Source organism: Halobellus captivus (assembly GCF_003697845.1).
GTDB classification, from domain to species: Archaea; Halobacteriota; Halobacteria; order Halobacteriales; family Haloferacaceae; genus Halorubrum; species Halorubrum glutamatedens.
In genome coordinates this window covers 151,424-164,756 of the sequence record NZ_RDQE01000001.1, presented here as the reverse complement: position 1 = coordinate 164,756, position 13,333 = coordinate 151,424, and the positions used below count along the sequence as shown (strand labels likewise).

Sequence of the window (13,333 nt, the reverse complement as noted above, 5' to 3'; positions counted from 1 at the left end):
AAACCATTACCTCCCGACCGCCGGAGGATCGTTCATGAAAGTCCTCGTGACCGTAAAGGAGGTCGGAGAGCCCGACGACGACTTCGAGATCGAGGGGACCGACATCGCGGCGTCGGACCTCGAGTACGACCTCAACGAGTGGGACGACTACGCCGTGGAGGCGGCCGTCCAGCTCGCTGAGGCCGGGATCGCCGACGAGGTCGTCGCCGTCACTATCGGCCCCGTGCGCGCCGAGGAGACGATCCGAATGGCCCTCGCGAAGGGCGCCGACCGCGCCGTTCGCGTCTGGGACGACGCCTTCGAGGGGACCTTCGCCGACGTCTCCTCGAAGGTCGACGTCCTCGAGGCGGTCGTCGACGACGAGGAGCCGGACCTCGTCTTAGGCGGCGTCCAGGCGGCCGACACCGCCTTCGGCGCGACCGGCGTCGCGCTCGCCGAGCGGATCGGCTTCGAGCACGCCGCGGTCGTCAACGACCTGGAGCTCGACGCCGACGCGGGCGTCGCGAACGTCCACCGCGAGCTGGAAGGGGGAATAGAGGAGCTGACCGAGGTCGACCTGCCCGCCGTGTTGACCGTCCAGACCGGGCTCAACGAGCCGCGATACGCGAGCCTCCGCGGGATCCGACAGGCCCAGCGCAAGGAGATCGCCGTGACGGAGTTGGAGGACCTCGGGCTCTCCGCCGCCGACGTCGAGAGCACGCTGACGCTGACGGAGATGTACGAGCCCGAGAGCGAGTCCGACGCGGAGATCATCGAGGGGGACGCCGGCGAGGCCGCGGGACGCCTTGCCGAGGTCCTGCGTGATAAGGGGGTGGACGCGTGATGAGCGACGTTCTCGTCGTCTCCGAACACCGCCGCGGCGACCTTCGCGACGTCTCGCTCGAACTGCTCACCGCCGGCCGCGAGCTGGCGGACGCCCTCGACGGCGACCTCCACGTCGCGGTCGTCGCCGGCGACGTCGAGCGGTTCGCCGACGAGCTGAACCGCCCGGGAGTCGACCGGATCCACGCCGTCGAGAACGGCGAGGAGTTCGATCACACCGTCTACGCGGCCGCCGTCGAGGAGCTCGCGGAGCGGGTCGACCCGGCCGCGATCCTCACGCCCAACTCCGTCAACGGGCTCGACTACGCGCCCGCGGTCGCGGAGCGGCTGGACGTTCCGCTCGTGGCCGACGTCCTCGGCTTCGAGTACGACGCCGCCGACGGTCTGACGGTCACCCGCGAGATGTACGGCTCGAAGGTGGAGACGACCGTCGCGGTCGAGGGAGACCGGTTCTGTCTCACGGTTCGCGGCGGCGAGTTCGTTCCCGCCGAAGGTGTCGGGGACGCCGAGATCGGATCGGTCGACGTCGAGGCCCCCGAGTCGGGCGCGCGCGTCAAGGGGTTCGAGGAGGTCGGCGGCGGCGACGTCGACATCGCGGACGCCGACGTGCTCGTCTCGGTCGGGCGCGGGATCGGCGAGGAGGAGAACCTCGACCTCGTCGAGGAGCTCGCGGACGCGCTCGGCGCGACGCTCTCGTCGTCGCGGCCGATCGTCGACAACGGATGGCTCCCGAAGAACCGCCAGGTCGGCCAGTCGGGCAAGGTCGTCACCCCCGACGTCTACATCGCGGTCGGCATCTCCGGGGCGGTCCAGCACGTCGCGGGCATGAAGGGTTCGGACACGATCGTCGCGATCAACACCGACCCGAACGCGCCCATCTTCGACATCGCCGACTACGGGATCGTCGGCGACCTCTTCGACGTCGTCCCCGAACTCGTCGCCGAGTTCGAGTGATCGGGACGGGACCGACGAGAGCTGGCGGACGGTGCCGTTCGCCCCTTCCGGCGAAAACCCTATACTCCCCGTTCGGGATGTCTTGGACATGCCACACGTCCGGGGGACGATCCACGGCGTTGCCGCGATGGTGACGCTGGTCGTCGGATCGATACTGACCAACACGATCCGCGAGGAGTTCGAACTGTTCGCACAGATCGCCGCGACGACGACCCGGCTGCTCGTCGACGTCGCCGAACTGCCGGTCTCCGAGGAGATCGCCGAGGTCGTCGTCCCCGTCGGCGTGTTGATGGGGATCTGGGTGTTCGCCTACGAGCTCCAGCGGCTCTGACGGATCGAATGATCCCGATCCGCGCCGCGCTCCCGACGACCACTGAGGCCAGGGCGTTGCTGGCCGCCTACCGACGGGGGACCGGCGTGAACGCCGACCGACTCGTCGCGGAGGTAGCCGACACTGAACCCGACGCCGGGCTCGTCGACCCCCTCGCGGACCCCTTCTCGTCCGTCGACGACGTCGCCGAGCGGCTGGCTCGAGCCGAGTCACGACTCCGCGACCGCGGCGACCGGCGGTCGGTGTTCCTCACGGTGTACGTCCGGATGACGGAGGCGGTCGCCGCGGCGATCGAAGCCGGCGAGTTCGTCGACGACGAGTGGGTCGCGTCGTACCTCGTCGCGTTCGCGGAGCACTACCGGCGGGCGTTCCTCGCGTTCGAGCGCCGCGAGTTCGACGCGCTCCCGCGGGCGTGGATCGTGGCGTTCGGCGCGGCCGCCCGCGGCGACACTCTCGTCGCCCAGGACGCCCTCCTCGGGATCAACGCGCACATCAGCTACGACCTCACGTACACGCTCCGGGACGTCGGGATCGATCCGGACCGCGGGCACAAGCGGGCCGATCACGACCGCATAAACGACGTCCTCGCCCGGCTCGTTTCGGTCGTCCAGGAGGCGCTCGTCGAGGTGTACGACGCCGCGGGCGTCGCCGGAGTCGACGCGCTGTTCGACCCGCTCGACGACCGGATCGCCCTCCTGGGACTGAAGGGAAGCCGCGAGTTCGCCTGGCGGAACGCCGTGTCGCTCGCGGACCTCCCGCCGTGGATCGCGACGGGATACGTCGGCTGGCGAGCTCGGACCGTCTCGACCGGGGTCGCGACCCTGATCGCCACGCCCCGGATCGACCCGGAGGACCGGCGGCGGCTCGAGGCGTTCGAAGCGAACGTCCCAGCGCTGACCGAGTTCCGCGACGAATTCCGACGGCGGACCGCGTCGATGGCGGGCGACGCGTGATCGAACCGGCGTCCTCGACCCCGCCGCCGCCCCGATCGTCCCCGACGGACTCTCGGTTCGTTTATCACCCCGCCGACCCTCCGATCCCTCAATGAGCGAGGCCGACGAGCAGCCGGCTGCGACCGCGACGGGCCGGGAGATCTGGATCGAGAAGTACCGGCCACAGACGCTGGAGGACATCCACGGCCAGGAGGAGATCGTCGAACGCCTCGGAAGTTACATCGAGCAGGACGACGTTCCGCACCTTCTTTTCAGTGGTCCAGCTGGTGTAGGAAAGACCACCGCGGCCACCGCCATCGCCCGCGAGATCTACGGCGAGGACAACTGGCGCGGTAACTTCCTCGAGCTCAACGCCTCCGACCAGCGCGGGATCGACGTGGTCCGCGACCGGATCAAGGGGTTCGCGCGGTCGTCGTTCGGCGGCGACTTCCGGATCGTGTTCCTCGACGAGGCCGACTCGCTCACGGATGACGCCCAATCAGCGCTTCGCCGGACGATGGAGCAGTTCTCCGACAACACCCGCTTCATCCTCTCGTGTAACTACTCCTCGAAGATCATCGACCCGATCCAGTCGCGGTGTGCCGTCTTCCGCTTCTCGCCGCTCTCCGACGAGGCCGTCGCCAGTCAGACTCGTGAGATCGCGGCCGCCGAGGGGATCGAGGTGACGGACGCGGGCGTCGACGCGCTCGTCTACGCTGCCGACGGCGACATGCGCCGCGCGATAAACTCGCTTCAGGCCGCGGCGACGACCGGCGACGTGGTCGACGAGGAGGCGGTGTACGCGATCACGGCGACCGCCCGGCCCGAGGAGATCGAGTCGATGGTGACCGACGCGTTGGCGGGCGACTTCACGAAGGCGCGCGCGACCCTCGACACCCTGCTCACCGACACCGGGATGGCCGGCGGCGACGTGATCGACCAGCTTCACCGCTCAGTCTGGGAGTTCGACCTCCACGAGCGTGAGGCCGTCCGGTTGATGGAGCGGATCGGCGAGACCGACTACCGGATCGCCGAGGGCGCGAACGAGCAGGTCCAACTGGAGGCGCTGTTGGCGGCGCTGGCGCTGCGTGAAGAGTAGTTCGGTCGGGGTTTTTGTCTTCAGAACTCGTCGAGTCCCGACTGCTCGGCGGCCGCGAGCGCGTCCGCGCACGTCGACCAGGACCGCCGTGCGTGCGGCGGGACGTCGCCGTGATCGGCCACGTACGCGGCGAGGAACGCGCGCGTCGTCGGGTCGCTCGGGTAGCCGCTGCCGACGCGGTCGTACGCGGGGTAGGACGCGTCGATGGCGGCGACGCGGGCGTCGCGGGCGACCTTCGCGACGATGCTCGCCGCGCCGACGACCGGGTCGGACTCGTCCGCGCCGTGGGCGGCGTCGACGGCGACGTCCGCGACGGGAGCGACGGTCTCTCGTTCCGGATCCACCACGAACCCCCGCAGCCGCCGCGCGAACCGCGCCTCGGAGGTATCGCCCGCGTCGGCGACGACGCGGTCGCCGGCCCGGGCCACCCCCCGAACCGCCCGCGCCTGTCCGCGGACGGTGAGGGTGTTCATGTCCGTATCGGGCGCGTCGATCTCGCTCGTCTCGACGGTCGCGACCGCGACGTCGACCGCGTCGGCCGCGCGGAGCGCGGCCGCGATCTCCCGCCGCCGATCGGGCGCGACGCGCTTCGAGTCGTCGACGTCGGCCGGCAGGCTCTCCGGGTCCGCGCGGACCGCCGCGGCGACCATCGGTCCGAGGACTGGGCCCTTTCCGGCCTCGTCGACGCCGACGTACATGGCCGGATCGGACGCCCCGATGGACAAATACCTTGAGATCGGTCGGCAGTTGTGGGACGAAGACGGTCGGCGCGTGCCTCCGAGCGCCCTGACGGGCGCGAGGAGCCCGCGCGAGGGAGTCAGTCGCCGAGTGAAGCGAAGGCGACTGACGAGGCTGGGGAGGCGTGAGGTGTGGAACGGTGCGGGGTGGGACTCGAAGGGGCGAGGCGGTGCGGGACTCAAGAGGGCAGCCGCGAGGCGGGGGCTTCGGGGACGTTCTCCGGTGTCACGTCGACGACGACGCCGTACCGAGCGGTCGAGTGGGGACTATCGGGTCGTGGATCGCGTTGCCGAACGGTCGGCTCCGCCGAGGTCGACGGCGTAACTACTCGATCAGGACCGCGTTGACCTGGCCGGTCTGGCCGGGTCGGGAGGTGACGCGGGCGCGCCCCTCGCTCGTCTCGATGACGGCACCCTTGGTGACGATGTTCCGGCGGACGTAGTTGACGTTCGAGGGGTTCTCGACGACGTCCTCGATATCGGCCTCGACGACCTCGCCGCCGTCGGCGACCTGCGCGACGTTCGTCGCGAGCGCGCGGACCTTCCGCTCGTTGCCGCGGGAGTCGATGTACTGAACGCGGGTCTCGCCGACCGTCGTCTCGGCGGGCTCGCGGCCGAGCTGGTGGCGCTTCTTCTTCGCGGCGGGCTTCAGTCGGCCGCCGGTTCGCTTGCGCGTGGAGCGTCCCTGGTCTTTCATGTCCCTACGAACAGCCAGCGAATACTTGAAGCGTTCGACTCCGGTCGGCGGGCGTCTCGCGGGCGCTCGTGACCGATGGCGGACCGACGTCCGGTCGTCCGCGCGGCCCGTGGACGCGTCGGTCGAGCCGACCCGGGACCGCGCGACCGACAGACGAAAGTCCCGCGGTCACCGATCGAGAGGTATGAGCGACGACAACGAGGGGAACGCCGACGGAGACGACGACGTCCTCTCGGCGAGCGACATCGGCGGCGAGGGGCCGCCGATCGAGGAGAAGCCGTACAAGATCGTCTTCGAGGCGAACAAGTGCTTCGGCGCGGGCAAGTGCGCGGAGGTCGCCGACAACTGGGAGATGGACGTGGTGAGCGGGATGGCGAAGCCGCGGACCTACTACGTCGGCGAGGACGACCTGGCCGAGAACGTTCGCGCCGCGGAGGTCTGCCCGGCGAAGAAGGAGCGCGGCGTCATCCACGTCGTCGACCGCCGGACCGATGAGGAGATCGCGCCGGACCCGCACGGCGACGGAACGCTGTCGGTCGACTGGTGAGGGCGGTCCGGGTTCCGAAAGGGGTTTGACCCCGCCGGCGGTACCCGGATCCGCGCGGGGGTGGCTGAGCCTGGCCAAAAGCGGCGGACTTAAGATCCGCTCCTGTAGAGGTTCGAGGGTTCGAATCCCTTCCCCCGCACTCCTGCGGCGAGCAATTCGCGAGCCGCAGGAGTCTGATCAGAAGGGTTCGAACCCGGAAAGTCGCAGCCCGGACCGCGAGCGAAGCGAGCCGCATGCCCGGACCGTCTTTCGTTGGTTCGAATCCCTTCCCCCGCACGTCGCGGCGCTCACACACCGTGAGCGCTGCGGCTCGGCTGGGAGGGATTCGAAGCAGGGAACGGGTGGTGAGCGCGGACGCGAGCGAAGTAAGCACCTCAACGAGTGCTCCGTGAGTGATGGGACCCGGAACACGACCGCCGAAGCCCCGGACGGGTCGACCCGCCGGGACTCGCTGCGCGCCCGATCCGGGCATGCGGCTCGCTTCGCTCGCCGTTCCGGGCTCCGAGTGCTTGCGTCGTCCGGGCAGGACCGACCCGCCCGTCCCTTCGAATCCCGCCCCGCCCCGCTCCGCACCTCACGCCTCCCCAGCCTCGCGGTTCACGCTCTTCGAGCGCTCACCGCGTCCCTCGCGCGGGCTCCTCCCGCCCTGACGGGCGCTCGGAGGCACGCGCCGACCGCGGCTACGTTCGAGTTCGATCAGTAGTGCCAGGGGTACTCGTCGAACGCGGGCTCGCGCTTCTCGAGGAAGGCGTCGCGACCCTCCTGGGCCTCGTCGGTCATGTACGCCAGCCGGGTGGCCTCGCCGGCGAACACCTGCTGGCCGACCATGCCGTCGTCGGTCAGGTTGAAGGCGTACTTCAGCATCCGCATCGCGGTCGGCGACTTCGCGGTCATCTCCTCGGCCCACTCGAGCGCGACGGCCTCGAGCTCCTCGTGCGGGATCGCCTCGTTGACCATCCCCATGTCCGCGGCCTCCGCCGCGGAGTAGGTCTTCCCGCGGAAGAACACCTCGCGGGCCTTCTTCTGACCGATCTGTTTCGCCAGGTACGCCGAGCCGAACCCGCCGTCGAAGGAGGCGACGTCGGGGTCGGTCTGGAGGAACTTCGCGTGCTCCGCGCTCGCGAGAGTGAGGTCACAGACGACGTGGAGCGAGTGGCCGCCGCCGACCGCCCAGCCCGGCACGACCGCGACGACGGGCTTCGGCATGAACCGGATCAGTCGCTGGACCTCGAGGACGTGGAGCCGCCCCGCCTTCGCCTCGCGGACGAGCGGGTCGTCCGCCTCGCTCGCCTCGTCGTCGTCGCGGTACTCGTAGCCCGAGCCGCCCCGGACGGACTGGTCGCCGCCCGCGCAGAACGCCCAGCCGCCGTCCTTCTCCGAGGGACCGTTGCCCGTCAGGAGGACGCAGCCGACGTCGGCCCGCTTTCGCGCGTGATCGAGGGCGGCGTACAGCTCGTCGACGGTCCCCGGACGGAACGCGTTCCGGACCTCGGGCCGGTCGAACGCGATCCGGACGACGGGTACGTCGCGAGCCCGGTGGTACGTCACGTCCTCGAACTCGTCGGTAACCGGCTCCCACGCGTCGGGGTCGAAGATCTCCGAGACCATGCCGGACCGTCGCGCGCGGGAACCATAAACGACCGCGGGTCGGGACGACGGAACGGGATCCCCGTCCCGAAGACCGGCAATCGTTACGGCTATCGCGGACGCGAGGGATCGAGTGGATCGGTGGAAAGCCCGCTCGAGAAGCGTGAAGCGACGGATATCGGGACGTAACCTCGTCACCGGTACGGTCGGCGATTGCTGGTGGCGCGAGGGTATTGATCCCCGATCCCGTTGGATCGACATGAACCAGCGAAACCCGGGAGTCTCACGGCGGTCCTTCCTCGCGGCCGCGGGCGGAACCGCGACGGCGGGGATCGCCGGATGTCTCGGCGGCGATGACGGACTGGAGGAGTTGACCGTCGCGCACATGCCGATATATCCGGACCTCCAGTGGTACGTGATGGAGGGAGAGGGCTACTTCTCCGAGATCGACGCCGAGATCACCGGCGAGGAGTTCACCGACGGCCCCGCGATCATCCAGGCGTTCGGCGGCGGCGACATCGACGTCGCCATGTTCGGAATCGTACCGGCGATGATCGTCATCGATCGCGACATCCCGGCACAGGTGACGGCGGCGAACATCCGCGAGCCGATGGGGATCATGGCGGAGTCGTCGTTCCGTCCGACGTTCGAGGAGCACGGCGCGGAGGCGTTCGCGATGTGGGCGGAGGAGAACGACCGCCCCTTCCGCTTCGGCACCTTCCCGCAGGGCAGCGTCCCCGACGTACTGCTCCGGTACTGGCTCGGGGAGGTCGGCGTCGATCCCGAGGCGAGCGACGACGTCGAGATCATCGAGATAGGCGGCGCGAGCGCGGTCTGGCAGGCGATCGCCAACGACGAGATCGACGGCACCTCGATCATGGAGCCGGTTCCCACGATCGCCGACGAGGAGGGGTCGTCCGTCACGATGCTCCGAACTGCCGCGGAGATCCTTCCCGGACAGCCGGCCGCCGTCACCCTGATGAGCGACGCGGTCCGCGACTCCCCGCTCGCCGCACAGTTCCTGGAGGAGCACGTCCGTGCCACCGACTTCATCAACGAGAACCCCGACGCGACAGCGGCCCACGTCGAGGAGGGAATCGGAATGCCCGCGGACCGGGCCCGGAAGGCTCTCGACTCGCCGCTGTCGAACTTCGTCACCGATCCCGCGGAGATCACCGACGCGACGCCCGTCTTCTCGGAGTTCGCGGCGAACAACGGACAGATCGACGAGCGGCTCACGAACGAGCAGGTCTTCGATCCGAGCGTCTACGAGTCGCTCTGATGGCCACCGATATCGGACGGGAACTCGACGGAAACGGTCTGCGGGCCGGATTCGATCTCGGCGATCCCCGCCGGCTCCTCCGCGGGATCGCCGGCATCGTCGGGTTCCTCGCCCTCTGGTATCTCGTCTCGCTCACACAGCCCGCGTACGTGTTGCCCTCGCCGGCCGCGGTCGCGGGGACTTTCCTCGAGGAGCTCGCGTCCGGCACGATGACCGCCGCGCTGTGGTCGAGCGTCCGCCACTGGCTCCCCGGCACGATCGTCGGGACGGGACTCGGCGTCGCCGCCGGCGTCGCCTTCGCCTGGAGCGGGCTCCTCGACGACGTCACCGCGCCGCTCGTTCGGGTTCTTCGGCCGGTCCCGCCGCTCGCGCTGATCGGGTTCGCGATCGCGTGGTTCGGGATCAACGACGCGGGCGCGGCGTTCATCATCGCCGTCGGCGCGTTCTGGATCAACTTCTACGCGGCCTACGGGGCCGTCGAGGGCGTGTCGAAGGACCTCCTCGACGTGGGCCGGACGCTCGGAGTCCGCAGCGACCTCGACATGGTCCGGTCGATCGTTCTCCCGGCGTCGCTGCCGGGGATCATGACCGGGATCCGAACCGGCCTCGGACGCTGCTGGATGCTCGTCGTCGCCTCCGAGATATTCGGCGTGCCGGGCGTCGGACGCGAGATCCTTCGGGCGAGCAACAACCTCCTCGTCGACAAGGTGATCGCGTACATCCTCGTGTTGAGCCTGATGTATCTCCTCGTCGACGTGGCGTTCCGTGCGGCTCAACGGCGGGTGTTGATATGGCAGGCGTGAACGGGGACCCGGCGGACGTGAACGAAGATCCGGCGACCGAGACGGGCGGTGGTTCGAGCGAGACGGGCGTCGTCGTCGACGGCGTCGGGAAGACGTACGACGGGGAGGGCGACCCGGTCCGCGCGCTCGAGGAGGTGTCGTTCGGGGTCGAAGACGGGGAGTTCCTCTGTCTCGTCGGTCCCTCCGGCTGCGGGAAGACGACGCTGTTCCGGATCATCGCCGGACTCGCCGACGCCACGGACGGCGAGGTTCGGTTGGGGGGGTCGCCGGTGACGGGCCCCACGACCGACATGGGCGTCGTCTTCCAGGAGTACCATCTGTTCCCGTGGCTCACCGTCGAGGAGAACGTCGGGTTCGGACTCGATCGGAGCGACCGGTCGGCCGGCGAACGCGCGGCGCGGGTCGACGAAATGCTCGAACTCGTCGGGCTGTCGGAGTTCCGCGAGTCGTATCCGAAGTCGCTGTCGGGCGGGATGAAACAGCGCGTCGCCATCGCGCGGGCGCTCGCCGTCGATCCGACTCTCCTGTTGATGGACGAGCCGTTCGGCGCGGTCGACGCACAGACCCGCGAGATGCTCCAGCGCGAACTGCTCGACGTGTGGGCGTCGACGGGGAAGACCGTGCTCTTCGTCACCCACGACGTCGCCGAGGCGGTGACGCTCGCCGACCGGATCGTGGTGATGGCCGCCGAGCCGGGTCGCGTCCGCGAGGTCGTCGACGTCGACGTGGACCGCCCGCGCGAGCGCGGCGATCCGGCATTCGGCGAGCACGTCGCCCGCGTTCGGGAGCTGATCGGCGCACGAGCCTGAATCCACCGCCCGAACGGCACGACGCGTCACTCGGCGTCACGCCCGCGTTCACTCCTCGAGGGCGTCCCGCAGGTCGTCGGCGTGGCTTCGAAGCACCGCGACGGTCGCGTCGGCGTCGGCGTACCCCTGGTCGTACTGGTCGAACGCCGCGTCCGCCTCATCGAGGAATCGATCGACCGCGTCCGCGAGTCCGGGCTCGTCGTCGGTCATGCCCGGGGAGACGGGCGCCCGCGGGGAATACTCCTCGGTGTCACACGACCGCGGGTTTTATCTCCGGACGAGAGTATTGTACAGTATGAAGAATACTGTCGGCCAGCATGGAGCGGCGGAACGGGGATCGGGGCGAGCTCGGCGGAGGGGCCGAGGACGGGAGAGGAACCGAGAGTGGAGGAGGAGCCGATGAGCGGGAAGTCGGCCGTGCTCGCGACCGACCTCTCGACGGCGAGCGAGACGATGGTCGAGTCGGAGACCGGGCTGAACTGTCTCTCGCGGATCGGCGTCGATCGGATCCATCTCGTGACGGTGGTGCCCTCGAACGTCCACTCCGGGATGCCCGGGATCGACTTCGAGAAGCGTCGGAAACGCGGGCTCCGCCGCTACCGGTCGACGATCGAGGCCGCCGGGTTCGACGTCGAGACGCACGTGGTTCGGGGGACGCCACACCGACGGATCAACGGGATCGCCGGCGCGGTCGGCGCGGACCTGATCCTCGTCGGATCACGGGGGAAGAGCCCGCTCGAGAACCGCGTCATCGGGTCGACGGCACGGAACCTGGCCAGGACCACGGTGGTGCCGCTGCTCGTCGATCGGATCGAACGCGGCGTCGACGACCCCGAGACCGTGCGCCGACACCTGTTCAAGCGAACGCTCTTCGCAACCGACTTCTCGGAGAACGCCGAGCGCGCCTTCGAGACGTTCGAGTACCTCCGGCACGCGACCGAGGAGGTCACGCTGGTTCACGTGCGGTCGCCGAAGGACGACACCGGCGACGAGGGCGACGTGGAGGCACGACTCGGTGAGCTCGGGGACCGGCTCGACGAGTGGGGGCTCGAGGCCCGCACCGACGTCAGACGCGGGGATCTCGCGGCGGAGATCCTCGCCGCCGAGCGCGAACACGAGCCGAGCACCTTGCTCCTCGGATCGCGCGGTCGGAGCCGCCTGCGGCGACTCCTCCTCGGCAGTGTGAGCGAGGAGGTCGTCGTGAACGCGACCGGCAACGTCTTCCTGGTGCCGCCGCCGCGATCGGCCTGAGCCCGCGAGATCGGGGACATCGGCGAGTACGGGCCTGTTCACACGGAATTGTGTGTTCTATACACAAGCCTTTTACGCACACGGGGCGTACTCGCGGGCAATACCATGCCAGACTCGTTGGCCGAACAGCTCCGGAGCGACATGGAGTGTGAGGGGTTACTGGAGTGTTTCCACGGACTCAAACCGCTGGACAGGGAGTGTTTCCAGGTGCTCGTCGAGAGCGAGGAGCCGCTGACGATCGACGAGATCGGCGAGGCCGTCGACCGGGAGCGCTCGACCGCCTACCGTGCGGTCCAGCGGCTCCTCCAGACCGGGTTCATCAGCAAGGAACAGATCAACTACGACCAGGGCGGCTACTACCACGTCTACCAGCCGACCGACCCCGAGAAGATCTCGGGAGAGATGCAGCGGATGTTGAACGACTGGTACGCGAAGATGGGCCAGCTCATCCAGGAGTTCGAGGACAAGTACGAGGGCGCAGAGTCGGTAACTGCGCCGAGTTAGGACGCCGGTCGCTCAGCCGATAGTCAGGACTCGATCGGCGGTCGTCACGACCTCGAGTAGGTCGTTCATCGTCGATATCGGACAGACCTCGCTTCCGTCGCGTTTCCGCATCTCCAGGCACGTCCCGCACGCGAGCAGCTCCCCGCCCGCCTCGTCGAACGCCTCCATGCGGTCCCGCACGTCGAACTCGTCGTCCGTGATCTCCTCGGCTTCGACTCCCTCACCCAGGAGGAACACGGAGACGTCCCGTCCGTCCTCCAGGGCGGTGAGTCCGAGCCGGAACGCGTTCCAAGCGCGCTCGGGATCGGCGGTTTCGAGTACGATCCCCAACGTCTCCACGTCGTCCGGTGTGCCAGACATGTATTGTGCAATATAGTCAAGACTATATAGTTCCATCGTCGTCGGTCGACGACCAAGCGCGGTTCGGGCCAAGCGGCGGATCGACGCAGTGGGTCGGGGTGAATCGAGTCGGACCGACCGTCGACGGCGGGCCGGGCCGACCGTCGACACGCTTTGCGGGCCTCAGCGGCGGCGGAGCGCGTAGGCCGCGTAGCCGACCGCGGCGAGCAGCCCGGTGAAGAGCAGGCTTCCGGTCGCCGCCGGCGTGGTCGTGACGTACTCGCCGAACGGGTCGGTGAGCGCCAGCACGCCGACGGTGAGGACGACCCCGATCAGGATCGTCACCGCACCGAACGCCTTGAACGCCGCGTCGAGGTCGATGCGAGACGAACGTGATGAGTGGCTCATACCCGCCAGTACGCGTCCCGTACATAAATGGAGGGATGGATATTCCCACGAACGGGGAACACGTTGGCTCGGAGTCACGACGTATCGTGTTAAATAGTCCCATGAAAACACACGATACGATCGACCATCGGATCGACGTCTCGAGGAAGTGGAACGGTCCCTCGACGCGGATCGACTGGAAATCGCGAGTGAAACGCGCCGATTCGACGGATCGGTGTGATCGGAACGAAT

Annotated in this window: 17 protein-coding genes and 1 tRNA gene; 12 read left to right on the top strand and 6 right to left on the bottom strand. The window is 68.8% G+C overall.

The window, feature by feature from the left end; genetic code table 11:
- Positions 1-34 precede the first annotated feature (34 nt).
- The 5 genes from EAO78_RS00890 (at position 35) to EAO78_RS00870 (ending at position 4,138) form a co-directional block, all read left to right on the top strand.
- Positions 35-823 carry an electron transfer flavoprotein subunit beta/FixA family protein gene (locus EAO78_RS00890; protein ID WP_122103979.1) on the top strand — a complete coding sequence of 263 codons (789 nt, stop codon included), beginning with the start codon at positions 35-37 and terminating at the stop codon, positions 821-823.
- Positions 823-1,776 carry an electron transfer flavoprotein subunit alpha/FixB family protein gene (locus tag EAO78_RS00885; RefSeq protein ID WP_122103978.1) on the top strand — a complete coding sequence of 318 codons (954 nt, stop codon included), beginning with the start codon at positions 823-825 and terminating at the stop codon, positions 1,774-1,776. Before EAO78_RS00890 ends, EAO78_RS00885 begins: the two co-directional genes overlap by 1 nt.
- Positions 1,777-1,864: 88 nt before the next feature.
- Positions 1,865-2,107: a hypothetical protein gene (locus EAO78_RS00880; RefSeq protein WP_203227800.1), complete on the top strand. Its 243-nt coding sequence runs from the start codon at positions 1,865-1,867 to the stop codon at positions 2,105-2,107.
- Positions 2,108-2,115: 8 nt separating this feature from the next.
- Positions 2,116-3,060 (top strand): DUF5995 family protein, encoded by a 945-nt coding sequence (locus EAO78_RS00875; protein WP_122103977.1) that lies wholly within the window; start codon positions 2,116-2,118, stop codon positions 3,058-3,060.
- A 91-nt stretch (positions 3,061-3,151) separates the two neighbouring features.
- Positions 3,152-4,138: a replication factor C small subunit gene (locus tag EAO78_RS00870; RefSeq protein WP_122103976.1), complete on the top strand. Its 987-nt coding sequence runs from the start codon at positions 3,152-3,154 to the stop codon at positions 4,136-4,138.
- A gap of 20 nt (positions 4,139-4,158) precedes the next feature.
- Here EAO78_RS00870 and rnhB read toward each other — a convergent pair whose 3' ends face one another.
- Both rnhB and EAO78_RS00860 read right to left on the bottom strand, forming a co-directional pair.
- The gene (gene rnhB, locus EAO78_RS00865) at positions 4,159-4,836 is read right to left on the bottom strand and encodes a ribonuclease HII (RefSeq protein ID WP_122103975.1); all 678 of its coding nucleotides are present in this window, start codon (positions 4,834-4,836) and stop codon (positions 4,159-4,161) included.
- 364 nt (positions 4,837-5,200) lie between these two features.
- Positions 5,201-5,572 (bottom strand): 30S ribosomal protein S8e, encoded by a 372-nt coding sequence (locus tag EAO78_RS00860; protein ID WP_122103974.1) that lies wholly within the window; start codon positions 5,570-5,572, stop codon positions 5,201-5,203.
- A 184-nt stretch (positions 5,573-5,756) separates the two neighbouring features.
- Here EAO78_RS00860 and EAO78_RS00855 point away from each other — a divergent pair, with 184 nt between their 5' ends.
- Both EAO78_RS00855 and EAO78_RS00850 read left to right on the top strand, forming a co-directional pair.
- A complete protein-coding gene (locus EAO78_RS00855; RefSeq protein ID WP_122104194.1) occupies positions 5,757-6,119 on the top strand; it encodes a ferredoxin in 363 nt (120 codons plus the stop codon).
- 54 nt (positions 6,120-6,173) lie between these two features.
- A tRNA-Leu gene (locus tag EAO78_RS00850) sits at positions 6,174-6,258 on the top strand.
- A 557-nt stretch (positions 6,259-6,815) separates the two neighbouring features.
- Here the strand turns inward: EAO78_RS00850 and EAO78_RS00845 are convergent.
- Complete coding sequence (locus EAO78_RS00845; RefSeq protein ID WP_122103973.1) at positions 6,816-7,727, bottom strand: 1,4-dihydroxy-2-naphthoyl-CoA synthase; 912 nt, start codon at positions 7,725-7,727, stop codon at positions 6,816-6,818.
- Positions 7,728-7,965: 238 nt separating this feature from the next.
- On the opposite strand from EAO78_RS00845, the gene EAO78_RS00840 reads away from it, so the two are divergent.
- The 3 genes from EAO78_RS00840 to EAO78_RS00830 are packed head-to-tail and all read left to right on the top strand — an operon-like array spanning position 7,966 to position 10,600.
- Positions 7,966-8,988, top strand: coding sequence for an ABC transporter substrate-binding protein (locus EAO78_RS00840; RefSeq protein WP_122103972.1), 1,023 nt, complete (start codon positions 7,966-7,968; stop codon positions 8,986-8,988).
- Positions 8,988-9,791, top strand: coding sequence for an ABC transporter permease (locus EAO78_RS00835; RefSeq protein WP_122103971.1), 804 nt, complete (start codon positions 8,988-8,990; stop codon positions 9,789-9,791). Before EAO78_RS00840 ends, EAO78_RS00835 begins: the two co-directional genes overlap by 1 nt.
- A complete protein-coding gene (locus tag EAO78_RS00830) occupies positions 9,779-10,600 on the top strand; it encodes an ABC transporter ATP-binding protein (RefSeq protein ID WP_122103970.1) in 822 nt (273 codons plus the stop codon). The genes EAO78_RS00835 and EAO78_RS00830 overlap by 13 nt, the downstream gene beginning before the upstream one ends.
- 48 nt (positions 10,601-10,648) lie before the next feature.
- Here EAO78_RS00830 and EAO78_RS18025 read toward each other — a convergent pair whose 3' ends face one another.
- Entirely contained in the window at positions 10,649-10,810 is a 162-nt protein-coding gene (locus tag EAO78_RS18025; RefSeq protein ID WP_203227799.1) for a hypothetical protein, read from the bottom strand.
- 189 nt (positions 10,811-10,999) lie between these two features.
- Between EAO78_RS18025 and EAO78_RS00825 the strand changes: the two genes are divergently transcribed.
- Both EAO78_RS00825 and EAO78_RS00820 read left to right on the top strand, forming a co-directional pair.
- Positions 11,000-11,851, top strand: coding sequence for a universal stress protein (locus EAO78_RS00825; RefSeq protein ID WP_122104193.1), 852 nt, complete (start codon positions 11,000-11,002; stop codon positions 11,849-11,851).
- Positions 11,852-11,956: 105 nt separating this feature from the next.
- Complete coding sequence (locus EAO78_RS00820) at positions 11,957-12,355, top strand: helix-turn-helix domain-containing protein (protein ID WP_122103969.1); 399 nt, start codon at positions 11,957-11,959, stop codon at positions 12,353-12,355.
- 12 nt (positions 12,356-12,367) lie between these two features.
- On the opposite strand, the gene EAO78_RS00815 is transcribed toward EAO78_RS00820, so the two are convergent.
- Both EAO78_RS00815 and EAO78_RS00810 read right to left on the bottom strand, forming a co-directional pair.
- Positions 12,368-12,715, bottom strand: coding sequence for a DsrE family protein (locus EAO78_RS00815; RefSeq protein WP_203227798.1), 348 nt, complete (start codon positions 12,713-12,715; stop codon positions 12,368-12,370).
- Positions 12,716-12,877: 162 nt separating this feature from the next.
- A complete protein-coding gene (locus EAO78_RS00810) occupies positions 12,878-13,102 on the bottom strand; it encodes a hypothetical protein (protein WP_122103968.1) in 225 nt (74 codons plus the stop codon).
- Between the last annotated feature and the right edge of the window lie 231 nt (positions 13,103-13,333).

Excerpts from the sequence above, each read along its gene's own strand:
- EAO78_RS00870 (WP_122103976.1), top strand. The coding sequence starts at position 3,152 with ATGAGCGAGGCCGACGAGCAGCCGGCTGCGACCGCGACGGGCCGGGAG.
- EAO78_RS00860 (WP_122103974.1), bottom strand. The coding sequence starts at position 5,572 with ATGAAAGACCAGGGACGCTCCACGCGCAAGCGAACCGGCGGCCGACTG.
- EAO78_RS00830 (WP_122103970.1), top strand. The coding sequence starts at position 9,779 with ATGGCAGGCGTGAACGGGGACCCGGCGGACGTGAACGAAGATCCGGCG.
- EAO78_RS00890 (WP_122103979.1), top strand. The coding sequence starts at position 35 with ATGAAAGTCCTCGTGACCGTAAAGGAGGTCGGAGAGCCCGACGACGAC.
- EAO78_RS00835 (WP_122103971.1), top strand. The coding sequence starts at position 8,988 with ATGGCCACCGATATCGGACGGGAACTCGACGGAAACGGTCTGCGGGCC.
- EAO78_RS00820 (WP_122103969.1), top strand. The coding sequence starts at position 11,957 with ATGCCAGACTCGTTGGCCGAACAGCTCCGGAGCGACATGGAGTGTGAG.
- EAO78_RS00825 (WP_122104193.1), top strand. The coding sequence starts at position 11,000 with ATGAGCGGGAAGTCGGCCGTGCTCGCGACCGACCTCTCGACGGCGAGC.
- EAO78_RS18025 (WP_203227799.1), bottom strand. The coding sequence starts at position 10,810 with ATGACCGACGACGAGCCCGGACTCGCGGACGCGGTCGATCGATTCCTC.
- rnhB (WP_122103975.1), bottom strand. The coding sequence starts at position 4,836 with ATGTACGTCGGCGTCGACGAGGCCGGAAAGGGCCCAGTCCTCGGACCG.
- EAO78_RS00845 (WP_122103973.1), bottom strand. The coding sequence starts at position 7,727 with ATGGTCTCGGAGATCTTCGACCCCGACGCGTGGGAGCCGGTTACCGAC.
- EAO78_RS00855 (WP_122104194.1), top strand. The coding sequence starts at position 5,757 with ATGAGCGACGACAACGAGGGGAACGCCGACGGAGACGACGACGTCCTC.
- EAO78_RS00810 (WP_122103968.1), bottom strand. The coding sequence starts at position 13,102 with ATGAGCCACTCATCACGTTCGTCTCGCATCGACCTCGACGCGGCGTTC.
- EAO78_RS00840 (WP_122103972.1), top strand. The coding sequence starts at position 7,966 with ATGAACCAGCGAAACCCGGGAGTCTCACGGCGGTCCTTCCTCGCGGCC.
- EAO78_RS00880 (WP_203227800.1), top strand. The coding sequence starts at position 1,865 with ATGCCACACGTCCGGGGGACGATCCACGGCGTTGCCGCGATGGTGACG.
- EAO78_RS00815 (WP_203227798.1), bottom strand. The coding sequence starts at position 12,715 with ATGTCTGGCACACCGGACGACGTGGAGACGTTGGGGATCGTACTCGAA.
- EAO78_RS00875 (WP_122103977.1), top strand. The coding sequence starts at position 2,116 with ATGATCCCGATCCGCGCCGCGCTCCCGACGACCACTGAGGCCAGGGCG.
- EAO78_RS00885 (WP_122103978.1), top strand. The coding sequence starts at position 823 with ATGAGCGACGTTCTCGTCGTCTCCGAACACCGCCGCGGCGACCTTCGC.